The organism is Lysobacter sp. Root494 (assembly GCF_001427225.1).
In the GTDB taxonomy this organism is placed as follows: domain Bacteria; phylum Pseudomonadota; class Gammaproteobacteria; order Xanthomonadales; family Xanthomonadaceae; genus Agrilutibacter.
This window is the reverse complement of record NZ_LMFH01000006.1, coordinates 1-19,436: the sequence shown is the minus strand read 5'-3', so window position 1 is coordinate 19,436 and position 19,436 is coordinate 1. Positions and strand designations below refer to the sequence as shown.

Genomic DNA, 19,436 nt, shown 5'->3' with positions numbered 1-19,436 from the left:
CATGCAAGGAAAGGCCCGGGACATCCAACGCTTCCTGCTGTGGACTGCGCTCTATCTCGCCGGCGCGGTGATTGCATCGCGTTTTCTGCGCAGCCCCGATGGGGTCTCACTGCTCTGGCCAAGCGCCGGCATCGGCTATGCCCTTGCAGTGCGTTACGGCCTGCGCTGGACCGGCGTGGTCGCGCTCGGGACGCTTCTTTTCGCATTGTCCTCCGCGAATCCATCGCCGCTCTATGTAACCCTGACCGTCACCGCGAAAACCGCGGCCACGGCCATCGCGGCGTGGTACGTGCTGCGCGGGCAGGCCATGCACCTGCGTACCAGCGACGGCATGCGGCTGCTGGGCGGTGGCGTGTTGCTGGCGATCCTCAGCGCGGCGTTCGGGGTGTTTGCCCTGCAACAGACCGGGCGACTGGAAACGGCGCATATCGCCGATGCGTTCGCGCGATGGGCGCTTGGCGACGTGCTCGGCATTGCCGTCGTGACGCCAACGCTGCTGCTGGCGACGACCAGCCGCAACCCGGAACACCCGCTCTCGCCGTTCCATGAGCCATCGAACATCCGCGAGCGCCTCTTCTGGCTCGCATTGCTGGCAACGTGCTTCCTCGCCATCCGTTCGCTCGGCGATCGCGGGATTTACGTGCTCGGGCTGGTCAGCCTCCCGCTGGTGTTGCTGCTGTGGTCGGCACTGCGTTTCTCTGCAGTGTGGACCTCGGTTACCGCGGGTATCACCGTTCTCTATTTCAGCGTGTCGACGGTACTGGGCCTAGGCGGCTTTACCGCGCCCAGGACGCTACTCGAAGCAACGGTCCTGCTGCTTCTGCTCTTCCTGGTGGCGATTATCCCCGTGATGATGGCGCTGGCAGGCCTGGAGCAGCGCACGACTTCGTATGCGCTGTACCAGCGTGCGACACGCGACACGCTGACGGGCCTGCTCAACCGCACCGCGTTCGAGGAAGAAGCCCGACGCCACCTTTCGACCACGAGCACGCCCGCAACTCTGCTGTATCTAGATCTCGACAACCTCAAGATCATCAACGACAGCACCAGCCACGTCGCCGGCGACGACATGATCCACGCGATTGGTGGCGTCATCGCGGCAACGGTCGGCAACGATGCGCTGGTGTCGCGTACCGGTGGCGACGAGTTCGCCATCCTGCTGCCGCGCGCGGAAGCCGGTGCGATCGTGGAAGCACGCCGCCTGCTCACTGAAATCGAGGCGATGCGCGTGCCCTGGGGCGACCAGGTGCTGACGACCACCGCAAGCATCGGGCTGGTTTCGGCCACCGCGCAGAACGAACCCTTCAACGGCCGCGACTACGACGTGCTCTTCTCGCACGCGGATGCGGCCTGTTTCGCCGCCAAGGAGCTCGGCGGAAACCGCTTCCACGTCACCTATCCCAGTAGCGACGAGGCGCAGGCGCACAGCGCCGTGATGCGTTCGGCACTGCGAATCCGCGAAGTTCTTGAACGCGAACAGTTCCTGCTCTACGTGCAGCCCATCGTGCCGATGCATGGGACCAGCAACGCCGGCGTGCATTTTGAGGTGCTGCTGCGCTGGCAGGAGCCCAGTGGTCGCATCCACGTACCCGCGGAATTCATTTCGGCTGCCGAACGCTTCCGCATGGGCCCGCGCATCGATCGGTACGTGATCAACGCGGCGCTGACCTGGATGGAAAAGAATCCGCAAGCCGCGAAGGGCGTCTCCAGCTGCGGCATCAACCTGAGCGGCGCCACGCTGACTGACGAGCACTTCGCCGACTACCTCGCCGCGCGCCTGCGCCGCAGCAGTTTCCCGGCGCAGAACCTGTGCCTGGAAATCACCGAAACCAGCGTCGTGCGCGATCGCCAGCGCGCGCAACGCTTCATCGCGCAGATGCGCGACCTCGGCTGCCGCTTCGCACTCGACGACTTCGGCACGGGGTTCTGCTCCTTCGGCTACCTCAACGATCTCGACGTCGACTACATCAAGATCGACGGCAGCTTCATCCGTGGCCTGGACCAGTCGCCGCTGTCGCAGGCGGTCGTGCGCTCGATCGGCGAGATCGCGCACGTCATCGGCAAGAGCACCATCGCCGAGCAGGTGGAAACCTCCTCCGAGCACGGCCTCCTGCAGGAGATGCAGGTCGACTACGCGCAGGGGTATCTGTTCGGGCGGCCGCAGTCGATAGAGACGTTCTTCGCACCGGCGGCGGCCGATCCTTCGATTGCCCGGGCTGGCAGCGCTTAAAGCACCGAGCGGGCAATACGCAGTGCATCGTCCAGCAGGCCGGCCGCGGTAACTTCCGCGCCGGCGCCAGGCCCCTGGATCACCAGCGGCTGCGTGCGGTAGCGATCCGACCAGATCGCCACCTTGTTGTCGGTGCCTGTGCCTGCGGCGAGCGGATGGTCGCCGGGCAGTGCCTCGAGTCCGACCCGTGCATGGCACCGGCCATCATCACTGCGATCCAGACGCGCGACGAAGCGTAGCTTTTCGCCGTTCTTGTAGGCCTCGGCGAAGCGGCGGCGCAAAGGCACGTCCATCGCCGGCAGCGCGGCGTCCACGGCTTCCTTCGACAGCAGCACCAGTTCGCGCGGCACCAGTGAAGTCACTTCGACATCGTGCGGCTCGATTTCGAAACCGGCGGCGCGCGCGAGGATCACGGTCTTGCGGCGCACATCTTCGCCGGAAAGATCGTCGCGCGGATCGGGTTCGGTGTATCCCGCGTCGCGCGCCTGCCGCACCAGCGCCGAGAACGGCCGCATGCCGTCGTACTGGTTGAAGAGCCACGCGAGCGAGCCGGAAAGAACGCCCGCGATGCCGTGGATGCGATCGCCGCCGGCTTGCAGCTCGCGCAGCGAACGCAACAGCGGCAATCCGGCACCGACGGTGGCGCTGTCGCCATAGTCCGCACCGGCTTCTGCTGCATCGCGGATCGAACGCCAGCGCGCGAGCGACGTGCCCTGCCCCAGCTTGCAGGCGGTCACTACGTGGATGCCATGGGTGAGCCAGCGCGCGTGCTGTTCGGCGACAGCTTCGCTCGCGGTGGCGTCGATGATGATGCGGCACCCGCCTGCGCCGAGCGTTGTTACCGGGGCAATGAGATCGGATGGAGCCGCTGCCGCCACGCGCGAAGGTGCTGCTGACGCTGACGCGCTTGCGCCAAATGCCATCGCCGCCTGGCGCGGGCACACCCCTTCTTGATCACTCACTGCAACCCGCGAATTCGCCACGTGCACGAGCCGCAGCCTGTCGGCGAATGGCGTATCCACCCACGACGCGAGCCGCTTGAGCACGGCGTGCCCGACGGTACCGGTGCCGAGCAGCGCGATGCGCGCGCGTGGCGCCGCGACCTCCTCCGGGCGAAAACGCGGCGCCGGGAAGACGGCTTCGAGCGCGCCGGCGTTGGTCCTCATTTCGTGACGCGGCGTTTGTCGTCGCAGAAGGCCTGCGCGCGCTCGAGCGCGGCAGCGATGTCGGCGGCCAGGTCGTCAGCGTGCTCGATCCCGACCGACAGTCGCAGCAGGCCGTCGCCGATGCCGGCGGCGGCGCGCGCTTCGGCTGACATCGCCGCATGGGTCATTGTCGCCGGATGCGCGACGAGGCTTTCCACGCCACCGAGCGACTCGGCGAGAGTGAAGCACTCCAGCCCATCGAGGAACGCACGCACCGCGTCCGCGCCGCCTTCGAGCTCCACGCTCAACATGGCGCCGAAACCGCTCTGCTGCTTCGCCGCGATCGAGTGGCCGGCATGATCCTGCAGTCCCGGATAGTGCAGCGCCGCGACGGCAGGATGTCCATCAAGCAGTGCCACCAGCGCCTGCGTGTTTTCCTCGTGCACGCGCAGGCGTGCATCGAGCGTGCGCAGGCCGCGCAGCGTGAGGAAGCTGTCGAAGGGCGAGCCGGTAAGACCCAGCGCATTCGCCCACCACACGACCTGCGTGTGCTGCTCGGCGTCCTTCGACACGACTGCGCCGCCGACCACGTCGCTGTGGCCATTGATGTACTTGGTCGTCGAATGCAGGACGAAGTCGGCGCCGAACGCGATCGGCTGCTGCAACACCGGCGACAGGAAGGTGTTGTCGACCACCGCGAGCGCGCCGGCCTTGTGCGCGGCTTCGATCACGAAGCGCAGGTCGGTGATGCGCAGCAACGGGTTGGATGGCGTTTCGACCCACACCACCTTGGGCGAATCCTGCAGGGCTTCAGCCAGCGCGCGTGGATCGGTGAGATCGGCGGTGACGAGTTCGAACGCGCCTTTCTTCGCCAGTGCGTTGAACAGGCGCCAGCTGCCGCCGTAGCAATCGTGCGGCACGACCAGGCGATCGCCCGGCTGCAGCAGCGCGTTCAGCAGCAGGGTGATCGCGCCCATGCCCGTCGCAGTGACGACGCCACCCGCGCCGCCTTCGAGGTCCGCAAGCGCTTCGCCGAGCAGGTCGCGCGTGGGATTGCCGCTGCGCGTGTAGTCGTACTGGCGCTTCTGCTCGAAGCCGGCGAAGCTGAAGTTCGACGACAGCACGATCGGCGGCGTCACCGCACCGAACGCAGGATCGCGATCGATGCCGGCGCGCACGGCGCTGGTACAGCGATTGCGGAAAGCGGGACGAAGGGGCTGGATGCTCATGCGGCGGCCTCGATGGAAATGTCGGAACGGAACGTCGCAGCTGCCTGCAGCGCCCGGGTCAGGATGGTGGCGATCGCGGCTTCCTCCTTGAGGAAGGCGTCGTGGCCATACAGCGAACTCAATACTTCGATGCACGCGTTGCCGCGCAGGCGTTGCGCGAGTGCGGTGCTGTCTTCCACGGGCACGAGCCGGTCCTCTTCGACAGCGACGACCGTCACCGGCGTGTCGATGCGCTCGGGCTCGACCGATTGCAGGTCGATGGATTCGGACAGGCGCTGGAACGCGACCGGCGAAGTGCGTGCGGTGTACTGCGCGCCGCAGTAATCGAGATAGTCCTCGGCCGCGACGCGCACGCGGCCGTCGACGATCTTCGCGGCGTCGAAACGCCCGGCGAATTCCTCCGGCGTGCGGTAGCTCAGGATCGCCAGCTGGCGCGCGAGCGCGAGGCCGTGCGTTTCGTCGCACTGCAACGCCCCCAGCGCCACCGCGCGGCGCTGCAGCGCGCGCCATGCGCTCGAAAACGGATGCGCGCGATGCGCGCCGCTGATCGCAACCAGGTGATCGAGGCGCGCGCCATGGCGCGCCGCGAACTGCAGGCCGACCATCGCGCCGTATGAGCAGCCGACGAAGGCACGCAGCCGTTCGATACGCAGGGCATCGAGCACGGCCGCGACGGCATCGGCCTGGTCGGCGGGATCGATCACCACGTCGAGCGTGCCGTCGCCTCCCAGCCAGTCGAAACCGACGATGCAGTGCTGCGATGGATCCAGCGCACGGCCAACACCGGACTGCGCTTCCCACCAACCGGGCTCCGCGAAGGCCTCGCTACCGGCCACGTGGCGGTGAGCGGAGATGCCACCTGCGACGAATACCGCCGGCAGATCTTCGTGGCCGAGGATTTCGTAGCGCAGCGTCACGGTGCGGGTGCCGGCATACCGGAGTGCCAGGGTCACCGCGACGTCGCCGCGCCGTGCGGGAATGGCGGAGCGCGCGCCCGGCTGGAGGGATGCGGGATCGATGCCGGTCGCCCGATGGAGGCAGGAAGGATTTTCGGAAGTGCTGACGAAGCTCATGACGGTGATTCCATCCAGGAGGACCACCGAGGCGTCAGCTGCGCGTCCGCCGCGAACGGCGAACCCACAACCATCTTCCGGATCACAGCGCGAAGCGGCTGGTCCGCAGGAGTTGGCACCTTCCCGCCGTCACCGCAATGCGGTGGAAGCGGTAGGTTGCCCCGGCGTCAAAGGGCCTGTCCCTCAGCCGGTCTCGATGGATGGCAGGCAGTCTGCCAGCGCCTCGCGCCGTTCGTCAATCTCTTCATCCGCATAAAGAGATTCATATTCCCTTTCGTCATGACGCTTCCGGCACGACAAGGCTCCGGCGCCGCGTTCCTGTGCACTTCCGTCCACCTGCCTCGCGCGGCGCGTACCGACTACACTTCTTTCATGAATCCACGTTTTATTCTCGCCACAGGCCTGGCTGCCCTGCTGGGCGCCTGCGCCACCGCCCCACGCGAATCCACTCCCGCTCCTGTCATCGCCGCTCCCGAGCCGGTCACGGTCGTGGAGGCCTACCTCTCGGCCGAACTGCCGACGGAAGAGCTCGATTCGCTCGCGGCCTGGCCCACCGAAGACGGCAGGACGCTGCTGATCGCCAGCGGCAAGTCGAGCCATCGACTGGTGGTGTTCGACGCGGATACCGGCGAACAGCTGCGCACCATCGGACAGGAGGGCCAGGGACCGGGCGAGTTCAAGCGCCCCAACGGCGTTGCCGTGCAGGGCGATTACCTGTTCGTCGTCGAGCGCGACAACCATCGCGTACAGGTGCTGTCACTGCCGGACTTCAAGGTCGTCGGCATGTTCGGCGAGAAGGAGCTGCGCAGCCCCTACGGCATCTGGCTGACCGAAACCGAACCGGGAGAGTTCGAGGCCTACGTCACCGACAGCTTCATGTACGGCAAGAAGTTCGATGTGGTGCCGCCGTTCAACGAACTCGACCAGCGCGTGCGTCGTTATCGCGTCTCCTTCGACCACGACGGCGGCATGCGCGCGCAATACGCAGGTTCCTTCGGCGATACGCGCGAGGAAAGCGCGCTGCGCATGGTCGAATCGATCGCCGGCGATCCCGCCAACGACCGCATGCTCATCGCCGACGAGGACCGCCGGCATCTGTCGACGCTGCGTGAGTACAGTTTCAGCGGCCGCTACACGGGGCGCACCCTGCCACAGGATGCATTCGGGGCCGAAGCCGAGGGCGTGGCGCTCTGGACCTGCCCGGACGGGAGCGGCTACTGGATCGCGGTCGATCAGCTCGCACCGCTCACCATCTTCCATCTGTTCGATCGCGTGACGCTGCAACCGCGCGGCAGCTTCCACGGTGCGACCACAGCGCGCACGGACGGCGTGGCGCTGCATGCCGCGGCGAGCGCCGGCTTCCCGGGCGGCGCGCTGTTTGCCGTGCACGACGACAAGTCCATCGCGGCGTTCGACCTGCGTGATGTGGCACGATCGCTCAACCTGAAGCAGGGTTGCACCGAGTAGGGACATGGTGTTCTCACGCCGCTTGCTTACGTTGGGGATTGCCGCACTGGTGGCCGGAGCCGCCATGAGCACGCACGCGGCCAAGGTCTACAAGTGGACCGACCGGAACGGCGTCACCCATTACGGCGACAGCGCGCCCGACAACGCGAGTGCGGCGGTGAAGTCGGGGTCGGTGAAGGTGATTCCCGTGGCGGCCGAACCGGGCGCCGTCGCGCGCCTTCGCCTTGAAACAAACAACGGGCGGTATCTGGCCTTCGCCGACAACAATCTCGCGGGACCGATCGAAGTGCTGCTGCAATCGCGCGGGGGCGGCGTCGATAGCGATCCGCCGCTGCCGGCGCGCGCCACCGTGCCCGCACGTGGCTCGACGCTGGTCGCGGTGCTCGACGGCTCGCGCGGCGGCGAGCTGCTGATGGACAGCCTACCCGGGGATCCCAGCGCGCAGCCCCGCGACTTCGAGTACCTCCTGCCGCTGCAACAGCGCGGGTTTCGCATCGACCAGGGATTCGGTGGCGGCTTCAGCCACAATGACTCGCAGAACCGCTATGCCATCGATTTCGCCGCGGAGATCGGCACGCCGGTGCTCGCAGCGCGCGAGGGCGTGGTCATGCAGGTCGAGAACGACTTCGCCAAGGCGGGCCTCAACCGCGAGCGTTACGGCGGCCGCGCCAATTTCATCCGCATCCTCCACGACGACGGCACGATGGCGCTGTACGCGCACCTGCGCGAGGAAGGCGTCCTGGTCCGGGTCGGCCAGCGCGTGCGCGCGGGGCAGCAGATCGGGCTGTCGGGGAACACCGGCTTCACCACCGGGCCGCACCTGCATTTCGTGATCCAGGTGAACCGCGGGATGAAGCTGGAGTCACTGCCGTTCCGCATGCGCGGGCCGGCGGGCCCGTTGCGGATTGCCGGTGGCGCCGGTCACTGAGCCGCCTCGCGGCCTATAATTCCCGCCCTTTCCCGCTTCCCGACGCGTCGCCCGGCGCGCCGCTGCCATGTCCGACGTTTCCCTCGAAGCCCAGCGCCGCCGCACCTTCGCGATCATTTCGCACCCCGATGCCGGCAAGACCACGCTCACCGAAAAGCTGCTGCTGTTCGGCGGCGCGATCCAGATGGCAGGGTCGGTCAAGGGCCGCAAGGCCGCGCGCCATGCGACATCCGACTGGATGGCGCTCGAAAAGGAACGCGGCATCTCGGTGACGTCGTCGGTGATGCAGTTCCCGTACGAGGGCCGCATCGTCAACCTGCTCGACACGCCCGGCCACGCCGACTTCGGCGAGGACACTTACCGCGTGCTCACCGCGGTCGACTCCGCGCTGATGGTCATCGACGTCGCCAAGGGCGTCGAGGAACGCACGATCAAGCTGATGGAGGTGTGCCGCCTGCGCGACACGCCGATCATGACCTTCATCAACAAGCTCGACCGCGAGGGCAAGCCGCCGATCGACCTGCTCGACGAAGTCGAAAGCGTGCTCGGCATCCAGTGCGCGCCGGTCACGTGGCCGATCGGCATGGGCCAGCGCCTCAAGGGTGTGGTGCATCTCGTCACGGGCGAAGTGCATCTGTACGAACAGGGCCGCAACTTCACCCGCCAGGATTCCACGATCTTCCCCTCGATCGACGATCCCGCCCTCGAGGCACGCATCGGCGCCGCCATGCTTGCCGAGCTGCGCGACGAACTGGAACTCGTGCAGGGCGCCTCGCATCCCTTCGATCCCGCGGCGTACCTGGCCGGCAAGCAGACACCGGTATTCTTCGGTTCGGCAGTCAACAATTTCGGCGTGCAGCTGCTCCTCGATTTCTTCGTCGAACACGCGCCGTCGCCGAAGCCGCGCGCGACGACCACGCGCGAAGTCGCGCCCTACGAGCAGCATCTGTCCGGTTTCGTCTTCAAGATCCAGGCGAACATGGACCCGCAGCACCGCGACCGTGTCGCATTCATGCGCATCTGTTCGGGCAAGTTCAGTGCCGGCATGAAGACCTTCCACACACGCAGCGGCAAGGAAGTGAAGCTGGCGAACGCGCTCACGTTCATGGCCAGCGATCGCGAGATTGCCGAGAGCGCGTGGCCGGGTGACGTCATCGGCATCCACAATCACGGAACGATCTCGATCGGCGACAGTTTCAGCGAGGGCGAATCACTGTCGTTTACCGGAATTCCCAACTTCGCACCGGAACTGTTCCGTCGTGCGCGCCTGCGCGATCCGCTGAAGCTCAAGCAGCTGCAGAAGGGTCTGGCGCAGTTGTCGGAAGAAGGTGCGACGCAGTTCTTCCGTCCGCTGATGTCAAACGACTTGATCCTGGGCGCAGTCGGCATGCTGCAGTTCGACGTGGTGGCGTATCGCCTGAAGGACGAGTACGGCGTCGACGCCAGCTTCGAGCAGGTCAACGTCGCCACCGCTCGCTGGATCAAGTGCGCGGACGCGAAGAAGCTGGAGGAATTCCGCGACAAGAACGCCATGAACCTGGCGGTTGACGCCGCGGGTGAGCTGGTCTACCTGGCCCCGACCCGCGTCAACCTGCAACTCGCGCAGGAACGCGCGCCGGGCGTGCAGTTCCTCGCCACCCGCGAACATGCGCATGCGGTGTCGATCGACTAGATACTGACCGGCCCACATTCCAGTTCGATTGGCTAACGCCCGTACCGCGGGGCCGCGACATTAATAGGCCGAGCAGACCGGGACGCAACAAACGCTTCGACACGAAATGAAAAGCCCGGTCAACCCGGGCTTTTTTTGTTTATCCAACCGGGATCAGGCTGGTCCAGATCGTAGTACTCGAAAATCAGGTGAATACGATCCGTCGTTCCATCATTGCGCACCGCATGGATCCCCAGATTGTTTACCTCGACAGCGTCTCCTTCCGGGAAGTGATACACCTTTTCCCCTATGCGAAATCCGACCTGCGGATTGGTCAGTAGCGGGACATGGATCTTGTGCGGCCACTGCGCTGCAGGATTCGCGTCGACATGCGGCAGGATTTCGCCACCCGGGGGCATTCGCGCCAGCATGACCCTGGGATACGCAGGCCTCCCGTACCCATAGGGACGCGTGGCCTGCTCCATTACCGGAATGAGCACACTTCGCCAAGCCGGCCACAACGGCCAATCCGCGGATTCCCGCCAATCTTCGTGATTGGTGATGAACCGGAAAATGATGTGGCGGGTATCGGTGAAAGCCTTATATCGATGATTGGGCTTTCCCTGGTTCTCGGCATCCCAGGCCGACTCGGGAATGGCAAGCACGGCACTGCGAAGGCTGCCGATGTCTACGCGGCCAAGCGGACGGACCGACGTGGTTTTTCGTGGATTGGGCAGCATGGTTATCGTGGAAGCTGGAACGTTCATGGCGGAGCTCAGAACCGGTAGTCGAACAACTCGAGATCGCGGCGATAGAGGTCGGCCACGCCATCGATCAGTTGCTGGTCATAGTAATTGCGGTAATCCCCGCGACGCGAACTGTTGACCTGGTCCAGCAGGCGGGACGGAATGCCGATCCGGGCACAGATGGCATCGTAGGAGGCCTGCATTTCCTCCACACGCCCGACAGTGTCAGCCAGCATCCGCCCGTCTTCCGCGGTGACAAACGTGTGCTGGGGTACGAAGAGGATGTGATGCATGGGCCGTACTTCGAACAGGATGTTGCGCATCACCGCTTTTGGATTGCGATTGAACGCATCGGTTGCCCGGGTCATGAAGGCACAGTACGAAACGAAACGATCGAACGGATTGCGTACGAATGCGAACTTCAGGTAGCTCGCGAACTTCTCTTCCCCCAAGTACGGCCGGATCTGCTCCAGGGTGATATGCCCATGTTTGATGGACGCAAGTTCCGCGAACGGAAACCGTTTGTTGACGAACAGTCCCACCTGCTCCAGGTCCTCCGCACTCATGTGCTCCCGCAACGCCTGCCGGACTGAATGCGTTCCCGTCTTGGGAATGGCGGCGAAGACAAAGCGGTGCTGGTGCGAGATGATCATGCGGACGCCAGGTGCGGGAAGCCGGAACAAATGATAGGCGAGCCCCCGCGCTTCCGCCCCGGAGCATTTGCTCCACGCACCCGGACGATTCTCTGACCATGACAGTGATATCGGCTCCGCACGACGCCCGCGAGGAACTGGCCAACGCCTGGACCCATGGCCTGGGCGCTACCGCCGCACTGGCAGGCGGGGCGGTACTGATCGCGCTCGCAGCCACTCGCGGAGACACGTGGCAACTGGTTGGGGCCATCGTGTTCGGAATCAGCCTGCTGCTGCTCTATGTCGCCTCGACGCTCTATCACGCGATCCGGCATCCGCTCGCGAAGGCGCGGCTGAAGGTCTTCGATCATTGCGCGATCTATCTGCTGATCGCCGGGACCTACACGCCATTTACGCTGATCGGGCTGCGCGGCGCGCTTGGCTGGTGGCTGTTCGCGGCAATCTGGACGCTGGCGCTTGCCGGCATCGCTTTCAAGCTGTTCTTCACCGGACGCTTCAAGCTGCTGTCGACGATGATCTATGTCGCCATGGGCTGGCTGGTGCTCGCCGCGATCGTGCCGGTGTTCCGCGCCCTCGATGGCTGGACGTTCGGATGGCTGCTCGCCGGTGGCGCCTGCTACACGCTGGGCACTTTGTTCTATCACCGGCCCGCGATGCGGTATTCGCATGCGGTCTGGCACATGTTCGTGATTGGGGGCAGCGTCTGCCATTACGTCGCCGTCATGGCGCAGGTATTGCACCGCGCCTGAGCTTCGCAACTCTGAATCGCCCACAACGCATTCACCCACGCTTGACCCCGGGTTGTCGAAGGTGGAACCAACCAAGCCACGGAGGCCGTGATGACGCGTTTCGCATACGCGCTGTCGTTGGCCATGCTAGTAGCGGGATGCAAGCCAACCGTATCACCGCCGCAACCTGACACCGCGACCCGCACTGAAACGGCAGAGCTACCGCCGATGCAGGCGAGCGCGATGCGCGGACGGGAGATGCGTCCCGCCGGGGTCACGATGCGCTACAGCTGCGAACAGGGCCATCGCGTCGACATCGTTGGCAGCAACACTGCGCGCGTCATTCTTCATGACGGACGCATCATCGACATTTCCCGCGTAGCCAACAGTGCTCCTCCGCGATATGCCGGTGTGGCCTTGTCGTTTGATATCGGCAGCGAAGGCGCAACGCTTGGCCAGGACGAAACGGGTGGTTTCGCCTGCCACGAGGCCGATTGAACGCCCGGCATGGACATGCATCGCCCGCGCGAATCGGCTGTTGCAATCGCGGGCGGCTTGCGGCGCCATCCATGGCTGAGCTTGTTGGGCCTGATCCTGGTGGGACTGGCCATCCTGATCCTGCTGTGGGACTGGAACTGGTTCAAAGGTCCCATTGAACGCCAGGTGGAAGCGCGCACCGGGCGCGAATTCGACATCGGTGGAAACCTCGACGTCGACCTCGACTGGACCACGCCGACCATCCGCGCGGATCGCCTGCGCTTCGGCAATGCGAAGTGGTCGAAACAGCCGACGATGGCCTCCGCCGATCGCGTCGAGTTCAGGATAGAAGTCTGGCCGTTGCTGCGCCGCCAGGTCCGCATTCCAGACCTGCGGCTCACACGGCCGGTACTGCATCTTGAGATGGGCCCGCAACGCATCGGCAACTGGAAATTCGGTAAAGGCGGCGAAACCGACACGCAGTTCGCGCAACTCCGGATCGACGGCGGAAAACTGACCTTCGTCGATGCAGCCGCCCGCACCGACATCGCGGCCGATGTATCCAGCCAGCGCACGCATGAGAAGGCCGGATCTTCGGTTGTTGTCGAAGGCGGCGGACACTGGAAAGGCAATCGCTTCCGGGTGGAAGGAACGGCCGAGTCACCGCTGGCCCTACGGGATCGTCAGCGTCCGTACCACGTCGATGCGCATGCAACAGCGGGTGCGACGAAGGCACACGCTCGCGGAACGCTGACCGATCCGATACTGCTGCGCGACTTCGACCTGCAACTGGCCCTCTCGGGCCAGGACATGGCCGATCTGTATCCGCTGATCGGCATCGTTACGCCCAATACGCCGCCCTACAAACTCGATGGCCGGCTTACGCGGGAGGCCAACGGGCCCAACGGATACATCTGGCACTACGACAATTTCCGGGGCGTCGTCGGCGACAGCGACCTCGCCGGCGATGCGAGCGTCGCAACAGGCGGCGCAAGGCCCGACCTGCACGCGGATATCGCTTCGAAGCGGCTTGACTTCGACGATCTGGCCGGCTTCATCGGCAAGGCACCGCACGCCGGCGATGGCGAATCCACGAACGCGCGATTCGCGGCACAGACCGCAAGCGATCGCGCGAAAACACGCCTGTTGCCGGATCGTCCCTATGAGCTCGACAAGCTTCGCGCCATGGATGCCGACGTCCGCTACAAGGCGCACCGCATCAACGCGCCGAAATGGCCGCTGGACAACATGGAAACGCACCTGCGGCTCGAGAACGGGTTGCTGCGCCTGGAGCCGCTCAACTTCGGCGTCGCGGGCGGACAGGTGCGTTCAATCGTACGAATGGACGCGCGCGAAAGTCCGATCCGTACCCGCGCCAGGATCGATGCCAGTGGATTGAACCTGCGGCAGTTGGTTCCCGACGTGAAGCTCGCGCAGGACGCGATCGGGCGGCTTGGCGGCAAGGTGAACCTCGCGGGCACCGGTAATTCGATCGCGCTGATGCTCGGCAGCAGCGACGGTGATGTAGCCGTCGGCATGGGGCGCGGGCAGATCAGCAACCTGATGATGGAGCTGGCGGGCATCGATGTCGCCGAAACACTCAAGTTCATCGTTCGTGGCGACCGCAAGGTGCCGATCCGCTGCGCCTTCGGCGATTTCGCGGTGGAGAACGGCGTCATGAAGGCCCGTTCGCTCGCGTTCGACACCACTGACACGATCATCCTTGGCGAGGGCACGATCAGTCTTCGCGACGAAACGTTGCGTCTGAAACTGCGACCACGTCCGAAAGACCGCAGCCTCATCTCGCTGCGCGCACCGCTGTGGATCGACGGCACATTCAAGGACCCCGAATTCCATCCGGACTACGGGCGCATCGGCCTGCGCGGCGCATTGGCGGTGGTGCTGGGGAACATCGCGCCGCCCGCCGCGTTGCTGGCGACGCTGGAACTCGGACCGGGCAAGGATTCGTCGTGCGGCGGGCGCTACGCGAAGTGACGAACCGGCCCGTGTGCTGTGCGCACTGCTTTGCCAATTCGTCATCCCCGCATGCTTCTGGCGGGGCCCGTGACTTCGCGTTTTTACGTCCCCGTGCACATCCAGGCTTCACGCAGACCGCCGCTTGAATGCATCAACTCGCGATATACCGCTGCAACTGATCGAGTTCGACCTGTTGGTCCTCGATCACCGCCTTCACGAGATCGCCGATCGATACCACGCCGATTACTTCGCCACCCCTGACTACCGGCAGGTGGCGGATACGGTTGTCGGTGACGACCTGCATGCAATGGTCCGCGGTGTCGTCGGGGCGCACGGTGATGACATCGGCCGTCATGATCGTGCTCACCGGCGTGTCGCCCGATGAGCGGCCCTGCAGCACGATCTTCCGCGCGTAGTCGCGTTCCGAGAGGATGCCTGCCAGCCGCGACCCTTCCATGACCAGCACCGCGCCGATCCGTTTTTCGGCCATCAGCCGGATCGCGTCGATCACCGGCGCGTCGGGCGCTATCGCATAGATCTCAGGGGCTTTCGCTTCGAGCAGCTGCCGTACGGTACGCATGGGCTTCTCCTTCGCTGGCGACTGGCGGGACCGAGAATACTCCTGCCGCCGGCTTCCAGACGTCGACCAGGTACAGCGGCCGCTGCTTGGCTTCGTCATAGATGCGGCCCAGGTATTCGCCGATCATGCCCAGCGCGATCAACTGTACTCCGCCGAGGAAAAGGATCACCGCCATCATGGTCGGCCAGCCCGCCACGGGATCGCCCCAGAAGAGCGCCTTCACGATCACCCACAGGGCATACAGGAACGCGACGGCCGCCGTCAGCAGCCCGAGGTAGGTCGCCAGGCGCAAGGGTGCGGTCGAGAAGCTGGTGATGCCTTCCAGCGCGAAATTCCACAGGCGCCACAGGTTGAACTTGCTGTCGCCGGCGCTGCGTGCGTCGCGGTGGTAGGGGATCGCGACGGTATTGAATCCGACCCAACCGAACAGCCCTTTCATGAAGCGATGGCGCTCGCGCATTTCCCGCAATGCAGCGAGCGAGCGCTGCGACAGGAGCCGGAAATCACCTGTGTCGGCAGGAATCGGCGTATGCGACAGGCGCCCGATGACGCGATAAAAGGCATGCGCCGTCGCGCGCTTGATCCAGCCCTCGCCTTCGCGTTCGATGCGGGTGCCGTAGACGTCGTCATAGCCTTCACGCCACCTGGCGACGAATTGCGGGATCAGTTCCGGCGGGTCCTGGCCGTCGGCGTCGAGGATCAGCGCCGCGCCCGCTTCCACGCGATCGAGGCCTGCGGTCAGCGCAGCTTCCTTGCCGAAGTTGCGGGACAGGCGCAGCAGGCTCACACGTGGATCGCCGGCCGCGATCCGTTGCAGCACCGTCCAGGTGGCGTCGCGGCTTCCGTCGTCGATATAGAGGACGCGCCCGTCGACGTCATGCATGCCCTGCAACGCGGCGCTCAGTCGCGGATGAAGCAGCGGCAATGCATCGGCTTCGTTGTAGGCCGCTACAACTACGGTCAGCAGGTCACGGGTCATGGGCGGATGGTAACGCGGCAGGCCTCTGCTTCAGTCGAGCCGCTGCAGGAACGCCGGTCCGCCCATGTAGCGCATCTGCCGCTGGATCGCATTGCTGCGGCGCTGCACGTAAGGTCCCGGCCGGGCGATGCTGTAGCGCCGCGGATTCGGCAGAACCGCGGCCATTCTCGCGGCCTCCGCGGGCGCGAGCCGGTTGGCGTCCTTGCGGAAATACGTGCGTGCCGCGGCCTGCGCGCCGTACACGCCGTTACCGAGCTCCACGGTATTGACGTAGACCTCGATGATGCGGCTCTTCGGCCACAGTGTTTCGATCAACAGGGTGTACCAGACCTCCAGTCCCTTGCGGGCCCAGCGCGTGACGCCCTGTCCCTTCCACAGGAAAAGATTCTTGGCCGTCTGCTGGCTGATGGTGCTGGCGCCGCGGATCCGCTTGACCGGCTTGTTCCGTTTGCGCGCGCGCTCTTCGGCACGCTCGTTGTGCGCACGCGCTTTTTCAATCGCCTGGAAATCGAAGCCGTTGTGGTTCGCGAAGTTCTGGTCTTCCGAAGCGATCATCGCCAGCGGCACGTTTCGCGAGATGTCATCCAGATCGCGCCAGTCGTAGGCGACACGGAAGCCGAAGTCGCCCGAACCCACGGCTTCCAACTGCCGCGCCGCCATGAAAGCGGTGAACGGCGGGTCGATGAATCGCAACAGCAACACCTGCAGAACCGTTATCGCCACGAACAGCAGGGGCAGCCGCCACAACCACGAACGCCAGCGCCTGCGCCCGGGCGAAACCGCTACAGCGACCGTATTCTGTTCTGCGTCTTGCACCCGACTTCCCCCATCCCCATCTTTGCGGCCATCCCCGCAAACCGCGCGCATTATCCCTTGACTGCTGCGCGCCTTACCGTGTGAATCCGATGACGAACCTTGCAGACCGTGACCAGCTGAGCCGTTTCCTGATCGATGGTGCCGGCGTTCGCGGCGTTCGCGTGCACCTGCGGGAGACCTGGCAGCAGATACGCACCCGCGTCGCCAGTTTCAATCAGGAACTGCCCGAGGCCGCCGCCGAACTGCTGGGCGAAGCCGTAGCTGCATCCGCGCTGTTCACCGGTCACGCCAAGGTCGATGGCCGGTTGTCGGTACAGCTTCGCGGACACGGCGCGCTGCGGGCCTTGTTCGCTGAGTGCACGGCGGCAGGCACACTGCGCGGCATCGCGCAGTTGGCGGAGGACGGAACCGTTTCGCGGGACCTGCGCGAACTGGGACCAGATGCCGTACTTGCGATCACCATCGAAAATCCTTCGCGCGACGATCGCGAGCCGGTCCGGTACCAGGGCCTCGTGGAACTGGAGGCGGATTCCCTTGCAGGGGCCTTCGAGGATTACTTCCGCCGGTCGGAGCAGCTGCCCACGCGCCTTCTGCTGGCCGCAGACGAGAACTCCGCCGCTGGGCTCATGCTGCAGAAGCTCCCCGGGGATGCGGGCGATGGCGACGGATGGTCGCGTGCCGGCGCCCTGTTTGACACGCTCTCACCACGCGAGTTGTTGGAATGGACGGACGAGCAACTGGTGACGCGCCTGTTCCATGAGGACGGGGTCCAGATGCTCGGCACCAAGCCCCTGGCATTCGGATGCTCCTGCTCCCGGGAACGGGTCGAGTCGATGCTGGCCTCGCTCGGAGAGGAGGAAGCCCATGCCGCCCTGACCGACGGGGAGGCAGTCGTGCGTTGTGAGTTCTGCGGCCAGTCGTACCGCTTCAGCACGGAGCAGATCACCGGCCTTTTCACCCCCGGACCGGACGTCCAGCCCGCCCCGGAACGTACCCAATAAGCAGCTTGCGACGGATCGCACAGATTGTTAAATAAGCATAAAGTAGCTATAGTCCCAGACCCAGAAAGCGGGGAACTTCGCCGGCCCTACCAGGTCGTAACCACGCCATGAAAGCGCGCCTGCTCCAACTGCCTCTCGCCCTGTTGCTCGCCTTCGGTGCAGCCACGGGCGCGCATGCGCAGTCGACGGCTACGCGTTCGGACGCGACGTTGCTCCCGGTGTGGAATACGAACGGCAAGCTCGAAGCCGTCCTGCAACTCGAGCCGAGCGCGGCTCCCGCTGCAGGGGCCCGGTGGCGCGCCGGCGGCAACACGCTCGACGCGGTTTTCGGGGTGGCGGCCGGCGACACGCTCGGCTTGGTGTGCGATCGCAAGAGCGGACTCGCCGCGACCATTGGCAACCTCGCCAACCATTGCATGCTCGCCACGCTCGACAACGACGGCAGCAACGATCGCCAGCTCAGTGCAGGCACCAGCCTTACCCGCGGCAGCAACCGCATCGGCCTTGTCTTCGGCAATGCCCGCGACACCTTGCCCGCGTGGCTGAGTCCCAACAGCAAGACGAGCCGCGTCGACGAGAACAGCCTGACGTTCTATGGCCAGAAGAACGTCGGCCGCGAGGCAACCGTTTCCATCGGCGGCACGCTGGCCCGGGCGCGGCTGATCCCGGCCGACGACATCCCCTCCGAAGTCGCCGACCGCTGGACGACCAGGACCATCACACTCGGGGCGGGCGTGGGAAATTTTGGCGCAAACATCATCGGCCGCGTCGTCGACACCCCCGGCCTGCCAGGCCAATGGAGCGGCTTGGGACTGGGGCTTACCTGGCGCACGCCCTGGAGCGGCCAGCTCACCGTCGGCGCCGAAAACGTCGTCACCCGCGGCAAGAATCCGTTTGCCCCCGGCAATAGCGACAAGGACGAGGGCACCGTGCCCTACGTCCGGTACGAGCAGGATCTCTAGCTCGCTCTCTGAGGCCCGATTTGGGGGCCTCCCAGCTTTCTCTGCATTGTCCTTGATCCCGCTGGCGCCGCCTGCAGGCCATTCGGCGGCGTTTGTTAACGACACTTTAATTTTTCAAAGGACGGGTCTACTATCCGGACGGCCTTGCCGGATTTGGTGTCTTTCTTGACCCCACCGGGGAGGTTCCCATGGGAAATAAACCAAGACCGACTTGGAGAGAGAGATGACCTTGAAGACCAACCAGCTCCGCGACGCAATCAAAATTGCTATCGCAGTGGGCACGATCGCCGGCACCGGCACTGCGTTCGCGCAGGACGCCGCGGCGCCGCAGGAAAAAGAAGCCACTACCCTCGATCGCATCGAGGTGACCGGTTCGCGCATCAAGCGCACCGACATCGAAACCTCGCAGCCGGTGTTCTCGCTGAGCCGCGACGAAATCAGCGCCCAAGGCCTGACGTCGGTCGGCGACGTGATCCAGAACATCACGTCGAACGGCTCCACCCTCAACAGCACGTTCAACAACGGGGGCAACGGCGAAACCCGCGTCAGCCTGCGCAACCTCGGTTCCAACCGCACCCTGGTGCTGGTCAACGGCCGTCGCTGGATCGGTGGTACCGGCCTGGGCGGCGCGGTCGACCTCAACACCATCCCGACCGCTGCGGTGGAGCGCATCGAAGTCCTGAAGGACGGCGCATCCTCGATCTACGGTTCGGATGCCATCGCCGGCGTCGTGAACGTCATCCTGCGCCAGAACTTCGACGGTGCCGAAGCCAACGCCTACATTGGCCAGTACG

Annotated in this window: 18 protein-coding genes and 1 riboswitch; of the genes, 10 read left to right on the top strand and 8 right to left on the bottom strand. The window is 65.1% G+C overall.

What is annotated here, in order from left to right; translation table 11 throughout:
* Position 1: 1 nt before the first annotated feature.
* Positions 2-2,230, top strand: coding sequence for an EAL domain-containing protein (locus ASD14_RS09350; RefSeq protein ID WP_056132488.1), 2,229 nt, complete (start codon positions 2-4; stop codon positions 2,228-2,230).
* On the opposite strand, the gene ASD14_RS09345 is transcribed toward ASD14_RS09350, so the two are convergent.
* The 3 genes from ASD14_RS09345 to ASD14_RS09335 are packed head-to-tail and all read right to left on the bottom strand — an operon-like array spanning position 2,227 to position 5,677.
* Positions 2,227-3,396: a hypothetical protein gene (locus ASD14_RS09345; RefSeq protein ID WP_082538881.1), complete on the bottom strand. Its 1,170-nt coding sequence runs from the start codon at positions 3,394-3,396 to the stop codon at positions 2,227-2,229. The two genes, ASD14_RS09350 and ASD14_RS09345, sit on opposite strands and share 4 nt — an antisense overlap.
* Positions 3,393-4,604, bottom strand: a complete 1,212-nt coding sequence (locus tag ASD14_RS09340; RefSeq protein ID WP_056132486.1) for an O-succinylhomoserine (thiol)-lyase — start codon at positions 4,602-4,604, stop codon at positions 3,393-3,395. The genes ASD14_RS09345 and ASD14_RS09340 overlap by 4 nt, the downstream gene beginning before the upstream one ends.
* On the bottom strand, positions 4,601-5,677 hold the full coding sequence (locus ASD14_RS09335) for a homoserine O-succinyltransferase (protein ID WP_056132484.1): 1,077 nt from the start codon (positions 5,675-5,677) through the stop codon (positions 4,601-4,603). Before ASD14_RS09335 ends, ASD14_RS09340 begins: the two co-directional genes overlap by 4 nt.
* A 67-nt stretch (positions 5,678-5,744) precedes the next feature.
* A riboswitch (SAM riboswitch) is annotated at positions 5,745-5,880 on the bottom strand.
* Positions 5,881-6,049: 169 nt separating this feature from the next.
* Here ASD14_RS09335 and ASD14_RS09330 point away from each other — a divergent pair.
* The 3 genes from ASD14_RS09330 to ASD14_RS09320 all read left to right on the top strand — a co-directional run bounded on the left by ASD14_RS09330 (position 6,050) and on the right by ASD14_RS09320 (position 9,744).
* Positions 6,050-7,144 (top strand): 6-bladed beta-propeller, encoded by a 1,095-nt coding sequence (locus tag ASD14_RS09330; RefSeq protein WP_082538924.1) that lies wholly within the window; start codon positions 6,050-6,052, stop codon positions 7,142-7,144.
* A gap of 64 nt (positions 7,145-7,208) precedes the next feature.
* On the top strand, positions 7,209-8,072 hold the full coding sequence (locus tag ASD14_RS09325; RefSeq protein WP_235565368.1) for a M23 family metallopeptidase: 864 nt from the start codon (positions 7,209-7,211) through the stop codon (positions 8,070-8,072).
* Between the two features lie 67 nt (positions 8,073-8,139).
* The gene (locus tag ASD14_RS09320; protein ID WP_056132478.1) at positions 8,140-9,744 is read left to right on the top strand and encodes a peptide chain release factor 3; all 1,605 of its coding nucleotides are present in this window, start codon (positions 8,140-8,142) and stop codon (positions 9,742-9,744) included.
* Positions 9,745-9,863: 119 nt separating this feature from the next.
* On the opposite strand, the gene ASD14_RS09315 is transcribed toward ASD14_RS09320, so the two are convergent.
* Complete coding sequence (locus ASD14_RS09315) at positions 9,864-10,490, bottom strand: aspartyl/asparaginyl beta-hydroxylase domain-containing protein (RefSeq protein WP_056132475.1); 627 nt, start codon at positions 10,488-10,490, stop codon at positions 9,864-9,866.
* 8 nt (positions 10,491-10,498) lie between these two features.
* Complete coding sequence (locus tag ASD14_RS09310; RefSeq protein ID WP_056132472.1) at positions 10,499-11,122, bottom strand: sulfotransferase family 2 domain-containing protein; 624 nt, start codon at positions 11,120-11,122, stop codon at positions 10,499-10,501.
* 98 nt (positions 11,123-11,220) lie between these two features.
* Between ASD14_RS09310 and ASD14_RS09305 the strand changes: the two genes are divergently transcribed.
* From ASD14_RS09305 to ASD14_RS09295, 3 genes are all read left to right on the top strand, one after another.
* The gene (locus ASD14_RS09305; protein ID WP_056132467.1) at positions 11,221-11,871 is read left to right on the top strand and encodes a hemolysin III family protein; all 651 of its coding nucleotides are present in this window, start codon (positions 11,221-11,223) and stop codon (positions 11,869-11,871) included.
* 258 nt (positions 11,872-12,129) lie between these two features.
* The gene (locus ASD14_RS16510) at positions 12,130-12,348 is read left to right on the top strand and encodes a hypothetical protein (protein ID WP_235565367.1); all 219 of its coding nucleotides are present in this window, start codon (positions 12,130-12,132) and stop codon (positions 12,346-12,348) included.
* A gap of 9 nt (positions 12,349-12,357) precedes the next feature.
* Positions 12,358-14,322: an AsmA family protein gene (locus tag ASD14_RS09295; RefSeq protein WP_056132461.1), complete on the top strand. Its 1,965-nt coding sequence runs from the start codon at positions 12,358-12,360 to the stop codon at positions 14,320-14,322.
* A 133-nt stretch (positions 14,323-14,455) separates the two neighbouring features.
* On the opposite strand, the gene ASD14_RS09290 is transcribed toward ASD14_RS09295, so the two are convergent.
* Genes ASD14_RS09290 through mtgA form a run of 3 tightly spaced genes read right to left on the bottom strand, consistent with a single transcriptional unit; the run spans position 14,456 to position 16,679 of the window.
* Positions 14,456-14,884: a CBS domain-containing protein gene (locus tag ASD14_RS09290; protein WP_056132457.1), complete on the bottom strand. Its 429-nt coding sequence runs from the start codon at positions 14,882-14,884 to the stop codon at positions 14,456-14,458.
* Positions 14,844-15,863, bottom strand: a complete 1,020-nt coding sequence (locus tag ASD14_RS09285; protein ID WP_056132454.1) for a glycosyltransferase family 2 protein — start codon at positions 15,861-15,863, stop codon at positions 14,844-14,846. Before ASD14_RS09285 ends, ASD14_RS09290 begins: the two co-directional genes overlap by 41 nt.
* Before the next feature lie 30 nt (positions 15,864-15,893).
* Positions 15,894-16,679, bottom strand: a complete 786-nt coding sequence (mtgA, locus tag ASD14_RS09280) for a monofunctional biosynthetic peptidoglycan transglycosylase (protein WP_056132450.1) — start codon at positions 16,677-16,679, stop codon at positions 15,894-15,896.
* 89 nt (positions 16,680-16,768) lie between these two features.
* Between mtgA and ASD14_RS09275 the strand changes: the two genes are divergently transcribed.
* From ASD14_RS09275 to ASD14_RS09265, 3 genes are all read left to right on the top strand, one after another.
* Positions 16,769-17,680 carry an Hsp33 family molecular chaperone HslO gene (locus ASD14_RS09275; RefSeq protein ID WP_056132448.1) on the top strand — a complete coding sequence of 304 codons (912 nt, stop codon included), beginning with the start codon at positions 16,769-16,771 and terminating at the stop codon, positions 17,678-17,680.
* A 143-nt stretch (positions 17,681-17,823) separates the two neighbouring features.
* Entirely contained in the window at positions 17,824-18,642 is an 819-nt protein-coding gene (locus tag ASD14_RS09270) for a hypothetical protein (protein ID WP_200947056.1), read from the top strand.
* Between the two features lie 223 nt (positions 18,643-18,865).
* Positions 18,866-19,436, top strand: a 571-nt coding sequence (locus ASD14_RS09265) for a TonB-dependent receptor plug domain-containing protein (protein WP_157475243.1), incomplete at its 3' end; no start/stop codon positions are given.